At 68.7% G+C, this 13,035-nt stretch carries 11 protein-coding genes and 1 riboswitch; of the genes, 8 read left to right on the top strand and 3 right to left on the bottom strand.

What is annotated here, in order from left to right:
• Window positions 1-27 precede the first annotated feature (27 nt).
• Window positions 28-792: a cobalt-precorrin-6A reductase gene (locus tag F7O44_RS24865; protein ID WP_222851673.1), complete on the bottom strand. Its 765-nt coding sequence runs from the start codon at window positions 790-792 to the stop codon at window positions 28-30.
• A gap of 89 nt (window positions 793-881) precedes the next feature.
• Here F7O44_RS24865 and F7O44_RS24860 point away from each other — a divergent pair, with 89 nt between their 5' ends.
• Window positions 882-1,964 (top strand): cobalt-precorrin-5B (C(1))-methyltransferase, encoded by a 1,083-nt coding sequence (locus tag F7O44_RS24860; protein ID WP_162453121.1) that lies wholly within the window; start codon window positions 882-884, stop codon window positions 1,962-1,964.
• 59 nt (window positions 1,965-2,023) lie between these two features.
• Here F7O44_RS24860 and cobM read toward each other — a convergent pair whose 3' ends face one another.
• Both cobM and cbiE read right to left on the bottom strand, forming a co-directional pair.
• Window positions 2,024-2,785 (bottom strand): precorrin-4 C(11)-methyltransferase, encoded by a 762-nt coding sequence (gene cobM / locus F7O44_RS24855; protein ID WP_162453017.1) that lies wholly within the window; start codon window positions 2,783-2,785, stop codon window positions 2,024-2,026.
• Window positions 2,786-4,021 (bottom strand): precorrin-6y C5,15-methyltransferase (decarboxylating) subunit CbiE, encoded by a 1,236-nt coding sequence (gene cbiE / locus F7O44_RS24850; protein ID WP_222851671.1) that lies wholly within the window; start codon window positions 4,019-4,021, stop codon window positions 2,786-2,788.
• 67 nt (window positions 4,022-4,088) lie between these two features.
• Here cbiE and F7O44_RS24845 point away from each other — a divergent pair, with 67 nt between their 5' ends.
• From F7O44_RS24845 to F7O44_RS24815, 7 genes are all read left to right on the top strand, one after another.
• The gene (locus F7O44_RS24845; RefSeq protein ID WP_222851670.1) at window positions 4,089-5,612 is read left to right on the top strand and encodes a cobyrinic acid a,c-diamide synthase CobB; all 1,524 of its coding nucleotides are present in this window, start codon (window positions 4,089-4,091) and stop codon (window positions 5,610-5,612) included.
• Between the two features lie 155 nt (window positions 5,613-5,767).
• A riboswitch (cobalamin riboswitch) is annotated at window positions 5,768-5,951 on the top strand.
• Window positions 5,952-5,980: 29 nt separating this feature from the next.
• A complete protein-coding gene (locus F7O44_RS24840) occupies window positions 5,981-7,060 on the top strand; it encodes an ABC transporter substrate-binding protein (protein WP_162453015.1) in 1,080 nt (359 codons plus the stop codon).
• Window positions 7,057-8,079: an ABC transporter substrate-binding protein gene (locus tag F7O44_RS24835; RefSeq protein WP_162453014.1), complete on the top strand. Its 1,023-nt coding sequence runs from the start codon at window positions 7,057-7,059 to the stop codon at window positions 8,077-8,079. Before F7O44_RS24840 ends, F7O44_RS24835 begins: the two co-directional genes overlap by 4 nt.
• Window positions 8,076-9,218, top strand: coding sequence for a FecCD family ABC transporter permease (locus F7O44_RS24830; protein ID WP_162453013.1), 1,143 nt, complete (start codon window positions 8,076-8,078; stop codon window positions 9,216-9,218). The genes F7O44_RS24835 and F7O44_RS24830 overlap by 4 nt, the downstream gene beginning before the upstream one ends.
• Entirely contained in the window at window positions 9,215-10,072 is an 858-nt protein-coding gene (locus F7O44_RS24825; protein ID WP_162453012.1) for an ABC transporter ATP-binding protein, read from the top strand. Before F7O44_RS24830 ends, F7O44_RS24825 begins: the two co-directional genes overlap by 4 nt.
• Window positions 10,069-10,878: an NAD(P)H-dependent oxidoreductase subunit E gene (locus F7O44_RS24820; RefSeq protein ID WP_162453011.1), complete on the top strand. Its 810-nt coding sequence runs from the start codon at window positions 10,069-10,071 to the stop codon at window positions 10,876-10,878. The genes F7O44_RS24825 and F7O44_RS24820 overlap by 4 nt, the downstream gene beginning before the upstream one ends.
• Window positions 10,875-13,034, top strand: coding sequence for a magnesium chelatase subunit D family protein (locus tag F7O44_RS24815; protein WP_162453010.1), 2,160 nt, complete (start codon window positions 10,875-10,877; stop codon window positions 13,032-13,034). Before F7O44_RS24820 ends, F7O44_RS24815 begins: the two co-directional genes overlap by 4 nt.
• The last annotated feature ends 1 nt before the right edge of the window (window position 13,035 follow it).

The following is a 13,035-nucleotide window of genomic DNA, read 5'->3' as shown; positions in this document are numbered from 1 at the left end:
GGCCCAAAAGGTGCCATCTGCCCATGATCAACGGGGGAAGAGGGCGAGGGCCCAACGCACGGCCTCGGCCGGCGTCGTCACCGTGTGGACGTCGGGGCGCGGAGGACGTCGCACGACGACAACCGGGCGCCCGAGGTGGCGGGCGGCCGTCAGCTTCGCCGTGGTCATCGTCCCGCCGCTGTCCTTCGTGACCAGCACATCGATGCGATTGCGGCGCATCAGTGTCAGCTCTCCGTCGACCGTGTAAGGCCCCCGGTCGAGGAGCACCACGGCGTGTGGGGGCATCGGCGGCGCCGGCATGTCCACGCAGCGGATGAGAAACCACTGCTCGGTGAGATCGGCGAAGGCCGCCAGCCCTTGCCGGCCCGTCGTCAGGAAAACACGCTCGCCCAGCCCGGACACGATCTGCGCGGCGTGTTCGACCGAATCGGCCCAGCGCCAGATATCCCCCGGTCCTTCCTTCCAGCCGGGCCGTTCCAGCCGCAGGTGAGGCACCCCAACCTGCTTAGCTGCCGCCACGGCCGATGCGCTGATCCGCTCGGCGAACGGATGAGTCGCATCGATGAGGCCGACGGCACGTTCGGCACGCAGCCATTCGGCCAGGCCGTCGACACCACCGAACCCGCCCACCCGGACCTCACCCTCCGGCATCCGCGGCTTGGACACCCGGCCGGCCAATGAAGAAACGACCCGGATGCCCAGGACCACTAGTTCGGCCGCTACTTCCCGGCCCTCAGTGGTGCCACCGAGCACCAGAACCGGACCACCGGACGCGCCACCCACCCCGTTCACGGCATACTCCTCAGAAGCTCCGGCACATGGAACCACTCCATCGTGTGGTGGGCTTGGAGAAGCTGCCTGACGGCATTGACGGGGGCACGATGACGACGGAACGGACCAGCGAAGGGCTGCGCTATGGCTGGACCACCGGAGCCTGCGCCACCGCGGCCACCACGGCTGCCTACACCGCGCTGCTGACCGGCGAGTTTCCCGATCCGGTCGAGGTGCCGCTGCCCAAAGGCAAGCGGCCGAGTTTCGCGCTGGCCACGGAGAATCTCAACGACGACGGCGCCAGCGCGGGCGTGGTCAAAGACGCCGGCGACGATCCCGATGTCACCCACGGCGCGCTGATCGTGTCCACGGTGCGAGCCGGCGAACCCGGCAGCGGCGTGACCTTCCGGGCCGGTCACGGCGTCGGGACCATCACCCGGCCCGGGCTTCCGCTGCCGATCGGCGAGCCGGCTATCAATCCGATCCCCCGCCAGATGATGACGGAGGCGGTCGAGCGGGTCGCGCGTACCCACGGCGGCAGCAGTGACGTGGCCGTCGAGATATCGATTCCGGGTGGCGAGGAGATGGCCCGGCACACATGGAATCCCCGGCTCGGAATTGTCGGCGGGCTTTCCGTGCTCGGCACCACCGGAGTCGTGGTGCCGTACTCCTGTTCGGCGTGGATCGACAGCATCCGGCGTGGCGTGGACGTCGCGCGCGCCATGGGGCATCAGCACGTCGCGGCCGCCGTCGGCAGCACCTCTGAGCGGGTCGTGCAGCAGATGTACAACCTGCCGGACAGCGCGCTGCTGGACATGGGTGACTTCGCCGGTGCGGTGCTGAAGTACCTGCGCCGGCACCCGGTTGCGCGACTCACCATCGCCGGCGGTTTCGCCAAGATGTCGAAGCTGGCCGCGGGCTTCCTCGACCTGCATTCCAAGCGCTCGCAGGTGGACTTCGGGCTGCTCGCGCGGATGGCGGCCGACGCCGGTCACCCGGAGCTGGCCGGCCGGATCGTCGAGGCGAACACCGCGATCCACGCCCTCGAGATGGCGCAGGACACCGGCCTGGACCTGGGGGCGATGGTTGCGGAGCGGGCTAGGCAGGCCGCCGACGACGTGCTGCGCGGTGCCCCCGTGAGCACGGACGTCGTGGTCGTGAACCGCTCCGGCACCATCGTCGGCCGCAGCTGAGAGGTTCCGCGGAGGAAGAGTCTCCCCGCCGAACCTCTCATAACGGACGTCCACCGGGCTCACAGCGATGCGGGCTGCTTCGATCGGTCCCGGCCCGCCGAGTAGAGAAAACTGTCCGGGAAATTCTCTGCCGCCAGCACCCGGCCGACGAAGATCATCGCCGCCCGGTTGATACCGGCATCACGCACTTGACCAGCGATGGTGCCGAGAGTGCCGCGCACCACCTGCTCGCCCGGCTGACTCGCATGAGCCACGGCCGCCGCGGGGCACTCGGCACCGTAGTGGGGCAGAAGCTCGTCGACCACCTGCTCGATCCGGTTCGCGGCCAGATGCAGAGCGAGGGTCGCGCCGCTGGCGCCGAACGTGGCCAGACTTTCGCCGTCGGGCATGGACGTGGACCTGGCCTGGGTGCGGGTGAGGACGACGCTCTGGCCCACCGTCGGAACCGTGAGCTCGCGGCCCAGCACCGCAGCGGCTGCGGCGAACGCCGGCACCCCTGGTACCACCTCATAGGGGACCCCAGCGGCATCAAGACGGCGCATCTGTTCGGCAACAGCGCTGTAGATCGACGGGTCGCCGGAGCAGAGGCGGGCCACGTCATGGCCTCGGCCGTGCGCGGCGACCATCTCGTCGATGATCTGATCGAGGGTGCGGTCGGCCGTGTCCACCAGCAGAGCGTCGTCGGGACAATGCGCGAGCAGCTCGGTGGGCGTGAGGCTCCCCGGGTACAGGCACACCTGGCAGCGAGCGAGCAACCCCTGGCCACGAACGGTGATCAGGTCAGCCGCTCCGGGGCCGGCACCAATGAAGTAGACGGTCAACTATTCCTCCTTGATGAAATGCCACTGGGTCAGCGTCCGGGCCGGCTGCCAGCCGGTATACCGACCGAGAGGGGCCGCATGCTCGACCGAGTGCCGGTTCAGCTCACCGCCGTGAGCTGCGTAGGCGGTGCCGAGCACGGCCTCAGCTTCCAGCGTCACCGCGTGCGCCACCAGCCGCCCGCCGGGACGCAGCGCCTTCACACACGTCTCGATCAACCCGGGTGTGCTGACGCCTCCGCCGAGGAACACGGCATCCGGCGGCTGGAGATCTCGTAAAGCCTTCGGTGCTCGTCCTTGAACAACGAAGAGGTCCGGAACACCCAGGCGGCGCGCGTTCCGGCCGATCCGCTCGGCTCGTTCCGGGTCGGCTTCAATGGCGGCGGCGGAGTTGTCCGGATGTGCCCGCATCCATTCGATCGCCACGCTGCCCGAGCCCGCTCCGACATCCCACAGATGGTGTCCCGGAACCGGCATCAGCCTGGCCAGACAGCTGGCGCGTAGGTCGCGTTTGGTCAGCTGCCTGTCGTGCTCGAAAGCCTCGTCGGGCAGCCCGGGCACGGTGGGCAACGGCACGGTGCCGTGATCGGATTCACACTCGACGGCGACCACGTTCAGCGCTGCGCCAGGTGGGTGGTTCCACTCGCGGGCCACGCCGTCGAAGCGTCGCTCGCCGGGACCGCCGAGGTTCTCCAGCACGATCATCCGGCTCGGGCCGTAGCCTCGTTCCGTGAGCGCTTCGGCCACCACACCCGGCGTGGACGCGTCCGCGCTGAGCACCAGCAACCGCCGCCGCGGGGTCAAGAACCGGGCGACCCGATCGGCGTTTTCGTCAACCAGCCTGACCACGTCGACGCCGTGGCTGGACCACCCGAGCCGGGCCCGGGCCAGCGACACCGACGACACCGTCGGCAAGATGCGCACCGCGTCCATCCCGAAGAGTTTCGCCAGGATGCTCCCGACGCCACTGACCATCGGGTCGCCACTCGCGAGCACCGTGATCTTGCGTCCGCGATGTTCGTCGAACAGCCGCTGCAGGCCGGGACGGAACGGCGACGGCCAGGAGAGTTTTGTCACACCGTCGAGGGGCACCAGATCCAGGTGGCGTTGTCCCCCGATCAACACGTCGGCCTCGGCTACGGCCTCTCTCGCCTGCTCGCTCAGCCCGCTCAGCCCGTCCGCACCGATGCCGACAACGGTGATCATGGCAGGTGAGGCGGCGGCAGGCGGTTGGTTCACGCTTTTCACCGTAGCCCAGCCGAGCGTGAGACGATGCCGCCGGCCAACCGAGCGGAAGGAGGAGACCATGCAAAAGGTTGATGACCCCACGCCGTCCGGCACGCTCGCCCTTCCCCGGATGGTCATCGCCGCGCCCGCGTCCGGCCACGGGAAGACGACGGTCGCCACCGGCCTCATGGCGGCGCTCGCCGGACGTGGTCACACGGTGTCCGGCCACAAAGTCGGCCCTGACTACATAGATCCGAGCTATCACGCGCTGGCCACCGGCCGGCCAGGTCGTAACCTCGACCCGCACCTGCAGGGTGAGCACCGGATCGTCCCGCTGCTGCGCCACGGCGCCACGACCGGCGCACGCAACGCCGACATCGCGGTCATCGAAGGTGTCATGGGACTGTTCGACGGCGCGCTGGGCACAGCCGGTTTCGCCTCGACCGCGCACGTCGCCAGGCTGACGGCTACGCCGGTGATCCTGGTGGTCGATGCCAGTGCGGCCGGCCGCAGCGTCGCCGCGATGGTGCACGGGTTCGCCACATACGACCCCCAGGTCACACTCGCCGGAGTGATCCTGAACAAGATCGGGTCACCGCGACATGAGGCTGAACTGCGCTCCGCCCTGGACGGCATCGGCGTGCCGGTCCTGGGTGCCCTGCACCGTTCCGAGCACGTCGAGGTGCCGAGCCGGCACCTCGGCCTCGTGCCCGCTGATGAGCGCCACGCGGAGTCCGCCGCCGTCCTGGACGCGCTGCGCTCGTGGATCACCACCGGCCTCGACCTCGATGCCGTCGTGCGGGTGGCTCGCGCCGCACCAGACCTCACCGCTGCGGCCTGGAACCCGGCTGACGCCCTGCGACTCGCCATCGGCACCGGCCGTGAGGTGGGGGGACTTGATGCCATCCATGGTGCGGATGGGCATCGAAAGGCGAGGGACGAGCCTTTCGCGGGCGAGGATGGCATCAAGCCCCCCCACCTCACGACTCAGGACTCGGCACGGCCTGTCGTCGCCGCGGCGGGTGGGCGGGCGTTCACGTTCCGGTACCGGGAGAACGTCGAACTGCTCGAAGCCGCCGGCGTGGACGTCGTCGATATCGACCCGCTGACCGACGAGGCCCTGCCCGACGGCTGTGCCGGCTTGTACTTCGGTGGCGGGTTTCCCGAAGTGCATGCCGAAGCGTTGAGTGCGAACGCGCCGCTGCGCAATGCGGTGGCTGAACTCGCCGGGGCGGTGCCGATCGTCGCCGAGTGCGCTGGTCTGACGTACCTGTGCCGTGAGCTGGACGATTTGCCGATGACCGGGGTTCTGGACGCCACGGCGCGGATGACCGGACGCCGTACGCTCGGCTACCGGACGGCGACGGCGGTCGGCGACAATCTGCTCGCCCGCGATGGCGAACAGGTCACCGCGCACGAATTCCACCGGACCCAGGTGACGCCTGGCCATGGCCCACAGCCGGCGTGGCAATGGGCGTCGTCCAGCGACGGGTTCGCCGGGCCGCTGCTGCACGCGTCGTACCTGCATGTGCACTGGGCCGGGCATCCGCACCTGGCTCTGAGCTTCGCCGCCGCGACCCGCAAAAGCGATCCTGCGTCCTAGCTCCGGTGCACCACCGGACGACCGCCTGGCACGGAGGTACCGGCGGAGCGCGCCGGTGGGATGGAAGATGCCGTCCAGGGTGCGGACGGGCATCGAAGGGCGACGAAGGAGCCCTTCGCGGGCGGGGACGGCATCTTCCATCCCACTGGCGCGCGGTAGGGTAGACCCGCCGTGGTGTTCGGGAAGCCGGTGAAGTACCGGCGCGGCCCTCGCCACTGTGATCGGGTAGTCCCCGGCCGTCCCCTCGTGGGGAGCCACTGGGCAGCTTGCTGCCTGGGAAGGTAGGCCGGACGGCGTCATCCCGTCAGCCAGGAGACCGGCCACGGCATAGGAAGCCAGATTCCACGAGGTGATGGAAGGCGGTCCCCATGGCCGTAAGCACGTACCTGTCCGCATCAACCCGACGCGCTAGGCGTCGATCCCCGGCCTCAATACTCTCCGGCGTCGCTCTCAGCGCACTGCTACTGACCGCCTGCGGCAGTGATGATGATTCGGCGGACGGGTCCGCACCCGGCACCAACGGCACCGAGGATGCCGCCGAGCCCGCCGACATCAACGACGCAGCCGGCGAATCGCCGTCGGCCCTCGAGAATTGCGGCCTCAGCGTAGCCGTCCAAGATCCGCCCGAGCGGGCGGTCACCATGAACCAGGCCGCCACCGAGGTGATGCTCGCCCTCGGACTACAGGACCGGATGGCCGGTACGGCATACATGGACGACGAGATCCTTCCTGAGCTCGCCGCCGCGTACGGCGAGATCCCGGTGCTGGCGGACTCCTATCCGTCAGCCGAGCGGCTGCTCGATGCGGAGCCGGACATCGTGTACGCGTCCTATCCCAGCACTTTTCAGCCGGAGAACGGGGGTGAGCGATCGGAGCTGGCCCAGCTCGGCGTCACCAGCTATCTCTCGCCCAGCGCCTGTCCCGACCGGCCGGGCGACGAGCCCTTGAGTATCGAGACGGTCTGGCAGGAGATCCACGACGTCGGAGCATTGTTCGGTGCCGGCCAAGCCGCCCAGGAGCTGGTCGAGGCCCAGCGTGCAGACCTGGAAGCCGCGCTCGGCGCAGTAGGCGACGTGTCGGACATCACGGTCATGTGGTGGGACAACGGCTTCGACGCGCCCAGCGTCGGGGTGTGCTGCGGGGCTCCCGGCATGATCATGGATGCGGCCGGGGTCGAGAACGCTTTCCCCGACGAGTCCGGGTCCTGGGCCGAGGTCAGCTGGGAGCAAGTCGTCGAACGGGAGCCGGACGTGATCGTCCTGGTGGACGCGGACTGGAGCACAGCCGACGACAAACGTGCCGCGATCGAGTCGACGCCGGCGGTAGAAGCACTGCCCGCCGTCCAGGAGGAGCGGTTCGTCGTGATCCCCTTCTCCGCGACAACACCCGGGATTCGAAACGTCAGCGCGGTTCTGGATCTCGTTGACGGATTGGAGGCCATCCGATGAGGCGGTCCAGCAAGCTCGGTATCGCGACCGGTGGCGCCATCAGTCTTCTGCTCCTCGCCGCGTGCGGCGGCGACGACGGCGCCGCGCCCACCGCCACCGCGGAGAATCCCCCGGCCGCCGCGGACGACGGTCCCCTCACCATCGAGAACTGCGGCATCGACGTCACGGTCGACAACCCGCCGGAACGAGCAGTGACCTTGAACAAACCGGTCACCGAGATCCTGCTGGCGCTGGGCCTCAAGGACCGGATCGCGGCCGTGGCCGGCGAGCCCGACGAGTACGTCGCGCCGCAGGTAGCTGACGATTTCGCCGCCGTAGAGATTCTCGTAGACCGCGACTACCCGAGTCTCGAGGCCTTGCTCGACCTCGAACCGGACTTCGTCTACGCGTCCTACCCCAGCGCATACCGGGACGATGCCCTGGGCAGCCGGGACAACTTCACCGAGCTCGGCATCCCGACGTACCTCTCGGTGGGGCGCTGCGAGAACGAACCAGACGACGAAGCGATGGACATCGAGGACATCTGGTTCGAGATCGAGCAGATAGGTGCCGTCTTCGGCGTCGAAGACGCGGCCGCGGACTTGGTCACCGAGCAGCGGCAACAGCTGGAAGACACCCTCGAATCGATCGGGGAACTCCCCCGGCAGTCGGTGTTCTGGTGGGACATGAACACCGACGCACCGTTCGCCGGTGCATGCTGCGGCGCACCAGCCATGATCATCGAGACACTCGGATTCGAGAACATCTTCGACGATCTGGGCGGCCACTGGGCGGACACCAGCTGGGAACAGGTCATCGAGCGCGATCCGGACCTGATCGTCATCGCCGACTTCGGTGACGGCGACATCGACACCAAACTCGACTTCCTGCATTCGGACCCGACGCTGAGCCAGCTCCGCGCCGTGCAAGACGAGGCGATAGTGACGCTGCCGTTTGCCGCCACCACCCCCGGTATCCAGACCGTGACCACGGTGGGGACGCTGGCCGACGCCGCCCGGGAATCGGCCGCCGGACGATGAGCGCGGCTCCGGCGCCGGAAGCCACGGAAGGCCGCGGCGCTGAGCCATCCATCAAGGGACGACCGTCACAACAGCCGGCCGCATCCCGGGGCCGCAGCGTCGGGAACGGTGTGATCGTCGCGGTGTCGGTGGCAGCGCTGGTCGGCTCGGTTCTGGTCGCCGTGACGCTCGGCCAGGCCGGCATCTCGGTCCGTGAGGTATGGACCGTACTCACCGATCGGCTCGGCGTGTCGTTCCTGCAGGTGGAGGCTTTCGGGCTCGGCGCTCAGCATCCGTCCGACATCCGCGCCGACGTCATCTGGAACATGCGGTTGCCGAGGACTTTGAGCGCGGCTCTGATCGGCGCCGGGCTCGCCGTTGTCGGTGCGATCATGCAGACCCTCACCCGCAACCCCATGGCCGACCCGTACCTGCTCGGGATCTCATCCGGCGCGTCGTTCGGCGCTGTCCTCGTCATCGTGGCCGGCTTCGGCAGTGGGTTGTTCGGAGTGTCGCTCGGCGCGTTCGGCGGCGCGTTGGGCGCATTCGTGCTGGTTCTGCTGATCGGACAGAGTTCAGGCGTGCTCACCCCAGTCCGGATGATCCTGGCTGGGGTCGCCATCGGTGCCCTGTGCAGCGCGCTCACCTCGTTCGTCATCCTCTGGGTGGCTGATCCGCACGCAACTCAGGATGTCCAGTTCTGGCTTTCCGGCTCGCTGGCCGCTTCCCGGTGGTCGTCGCTGCAGATCGCTTCCGTGGTGTTCGTTGCGGCACTCATGCTCTGCTTGTGGCATGCCCGTACCCTGAATGCGTTCGCCTTCGGCGACGACGCGGCGGCGTCCCTGGGTATCGACGTCAACCGGATCCGCTGGACACTGCTCGTCGCCTGCGCACTGCTGACCGGCGTGCTGGTCTCTGTCAGCGGCTCGATCGGCTTCGTCGGCCTACTCCTGCCGCATGCCGTCCGATTCCTCGTGGGTCCGGATCACCGCCTGGTTCTCCCACTCTCCGCCTTGCTCGGTGGTGTGTTCCTGCTCTGGGTCGACACCATGGCTCGCACAATCTTCGACCCACGCGAACTCCCCGTCGGTGTCGTCACCGCCATCATCGGGGTGCCCGCCTTCATCTGGGTTCTGCGCAAGAGGCAGGTGCGGGGATGAGCGACACAACCGTGACCGCAGCAGCTGCCGATGGGCTGACCGCTCGCGACCTGAGCTGGTCCGTCAAAGGAACCGTCATCGTCGACGGCATCCACATGCACGGCGGCCGGGGCGAGATCACCGGTTTGCTCGGACCCAACGGATCCGGGAAAACCACCTTGCTGCGTGCCATCGCCCGGCTGTCGAAACCGGACCGGGGCGTTGTCCACCTCGGCGGCACTGACCTTGCGACCCTCCGCCGCCGTGACCTGGCCCGGCAATTGGCCGTTGTTCAGCAGCACGCCGGCACCGATCTCGACGTGACGGTCCTGGACGTCGTACTGCTCGGGCGCACTCCCTACCGCTCCGCGTTGCAGGGCGACTCCGAGCAGGACCGGGCGCTGGCACTCGATGCGCTTCAGCAAGTCGACATGGTGGAGTTCGCGACCCGCAAATGGGCTACTTTGTCCGGGGGCGAGCAGCAGCGTGTCCATCTGGCCCGCGCACTCACCCAGCAACCCGAGCTCCTGGTGCTGGACGAACCGACGAACCACCTCGACATCGCCCACGCTCTCTCGCTGCTGGCGCTCGTGCGCCATGCCGGGCTGACCACGATCGCTGCCTTACACGACCTCAACCTGGCGGCGATGTTCTGCGACCACCTCGTGGTCCTGCAACGGGGCCGCGTCGTCGCCAGCGGCGCTCCACATGACGTACTTACGCCGCAACTCCTGCGCGAGGTCTACGACGTCGAGGCCGACATCGGCACACACCCGCGAACCGGCCGTCCGCTGCTGACGTTCCACCCACCCGAACCCGCGGACAGCGCGGCACGCAGAGCACGACAAGCAGCCCGTCAGGGGGTGATCGCGTGAGCCGCCAGATCGTCCTGGTCGGGCGGGCGCTAGGCGCTCCGACGGCTGAACAGACACTCGCCGATCTGGCCACCCGCCTGAGTCACCATCTGGACATGTCGGTGCGACCAGCGCTGCTCGACCATGGCGAACGTTCGATCCACAGCGCCCTCGACGAGTGCCGGGCCGACGGCGCGAGCGATGTCGTGGTGCTGCCGGCCCAAGTTCCCCGGGACCGTTATCTCGAGACGTGGGCACGGAAGGCGGTCGCCCATTGGATGGAGCCGAGCGCGACCACAGACATGGAGCCGGGTGCGCAGGATCCGGGCGAGCAGATGCGGGTGCGGTTCGGCGCCGGAGTGAGTGAGGCTGCCGAGATGGTGGCGGCCCTGGCCGCGGCGGCCTCGGGGCCATCGCGTCCGGTGACGGAGTCGCCGGACGCCTTCCGCAGCCCGAACTGGTCCGAGATCACCGCGCATCGCCGGCATGTTCTTGTGTGCCGAGGTCCTCGGTGTTCGGCCCACGGCAGTGCCGGAGTCGCGAAGGCATTGGCCACGGCGTTGCGTTCCCGCGAGCAGGACGACGACGCGGTGTTGGTGACTCAGACGAGTTGCCTGGTGCCGTGCAATCTCGGTCCGATCGTCGTCGTCCATCCCGAGGACGTCTGGTACACCAATCTCGACCCGGATGCGGTTCAGCGAATCGTGGACGACCATCTGTGTGAAGGACAGGTCGTCGACGAGTTGCGCACAGCGCGCCCGTTGCGCCACGGGAACAACGGTCCATCAGAAACACCACCTACGGCTTCTACCCCGGAGGGCATATGAGTTCCGGCTACCCGTTCACCGCGATCGTCGGCATGGACGATCTGCGACTCGCGCTCGTGCTGTCGGCGGTGTCGCCGGCCACCGGCGGCGTGCTCGTCCGCGGTGAGAAAGGCACCGCGAAGTCCACCATGGTGCGCGCGCTCGCGAGCCTGTTGCCACCGGTCGATGCCGTGGCTGGGTGCCGGTTCTCGTGCGCTCCGAAAGACCCGGACCCGGACTGCCCGGACGGCCCGCACACCGACGCCGCGGACACGCTCAACCGGCCCGCACGGTTGGTCGAACTGCCAGTAGGGGCCTCGGAAGACCGGGTGCTCGGTTCCATCCACCTGGAACGTGCCCTGACCGAGGGGGTGACCGCCTACGAGCCCGGTCTACTCGCCGGCGCCAACCGGGGCGTGCTCTATGTGGACGAGGTCAACCTGCTGCACGATCACCTGGTCGACGTCCTTCTGGATGCCGCGGCTATGGGCCGCGCCAAAGTAGAGCGGGAGAACGTATCGGTTTCGCACGCCGCCCGGTTCGTGATGGTCGGCACGATGAACCCGGAGGAAGGCGAACTTCGGCCGCAGTTGCTGGACCGGTTCGGCCTGACCGTGGAGGTAGCCGCGACCCGCGACCCTGCGTTACGGGCGGATGTGGTCCGTGCGCGGCTGGCCTACGAAGCTGACCCCGACGGCTTCGCCGCCAGGTACGCCGACGACGAGCGCCGGCTGTCTCAGCGCATCGCCGCCGCCCAGCAACGGCTCCCCGATGTTGTGCTGACCGATGCCGCCCTGCGCCAGATCACCGAGGTGTGTGCCGCCTTCGAGGTCGACGGGCTGCGGGCCGACCTGGTCACGGCGCAGACGGCGATCGCACATGCGGCATGGTCCGGCCGGACCGTCGTCGAGACCGAGGATGTGCGAGCCGCGGCGCGCCTCGCGCTGCCACACCGGCGCCGGCGTAACCCCTTCGATGCTCCCGGCATCGATGACGAGCAACTCGACCAGGCTCTACGCGATGCCGCACCGGACGATCCGGATGATCCCGGCCCAGACGACTCGAACCCGGACGATCCAGGGCCGGACGATCCAGGGCCGGACGATCCCGGTGGCCCTGGCCGCGAGAACAGCGACCTTGGAGATGGCCCTGACCGCCAGGAGCACGGCGACCAGCCTGGTCATCCGGGCCGACCCGGCGAAACCTCGCCCCAGTCCGAGGCCACAGCGGATGCCGAACCGCAACGCTCCGGCATCCCGGGGAGCATTCCCGGCGGTGACGTCCAGGCGGCCGAGAAGCCCTTTCGCGCGCGCCTGCTGACCGTTCCCGGACATGGCTCCGGCGCCGAGGGACGCCGTTCCCGAGCGATCACACCCAACGGCCGCACAGTCGGTTCCAGACGTCCGGTCGAGCAGGAAACCGGCGGGATCCACCTGTTCGCGACGCTGAGCGCAGCCGCTGCTCACCAACCAGCCCGCAAGGCCCTGGCGGCGAGCGACGAACGCGCCGATTCCCGGCAGAGGCCTTCGAGCACCATCGTGCAGCTGCGCCGTGAAGACCTGCGCCTGGCCGTCCGGGAGGGCCGCGAAGGAAATCTGGTGCTCTTCTGCGTCGACGCCTCCGGCTCGATGGGCGCGAGGCAGCGGATGCGCGAGGTCAAAACCGCAGTGATTTCCCTGCTGCTCGACGCCTACCAGCGCCGGGACAAAGTAGGGCTGGTGCTCTTCCGCGCCGGCGAAGCCACCCTGGCCCTCCCACCCACCACCAGTGTGGAAGCCGCCGCATCCCGCTTGGAGTCCCTGCCGACGGGCGGGCGCACGCCCCTGGCCGAAGGGCTGACCGAGGCAGCGCGGGTGGTCAGCCTCGAAGGCGTACGCGATCCCCGTCGGCGCCCACTCGTGGTCGTCGTCACCGACGGGCGCGCCACGTCGGGAGAGGACGCGGTCCAGCGATCTCGGGCCGCGGCGGGCATGCTGGCGCGCGAGCTGCATCGGGCCCGCGGCGGCGCCGTCGTCGTCGATTGCGAAACCGGTGTGGTGCGGCTGGGGCTGGCGGCGACGCTGGCGACGCATCTCGGTGCCGAGCATCTGGTCCTCGACGGTGTCGCGGCCGGCAGTACTGCGTCCACTCTCACCTCGGCCGTTCGTGCACATTCGGTCCAACGGAAGGCGGCTTAGA

Origin of the sequence: Phytoactinopolyspora mesophila (assembly GCF_010122465.1) — a bacterium.
Taxonomy (GTDB): domain Bacteria; phylum Actinomycetota; class Actinomycetes; order Jiangellales; family Jiangellaceae; genus Phytoactinopolyspora; species Phytoactinopolyspora mesophila.
Note: the sequence above shows the minus strand (reverse complement) of the source record. Positions and strands in the feature narration are given on the sequence as shown.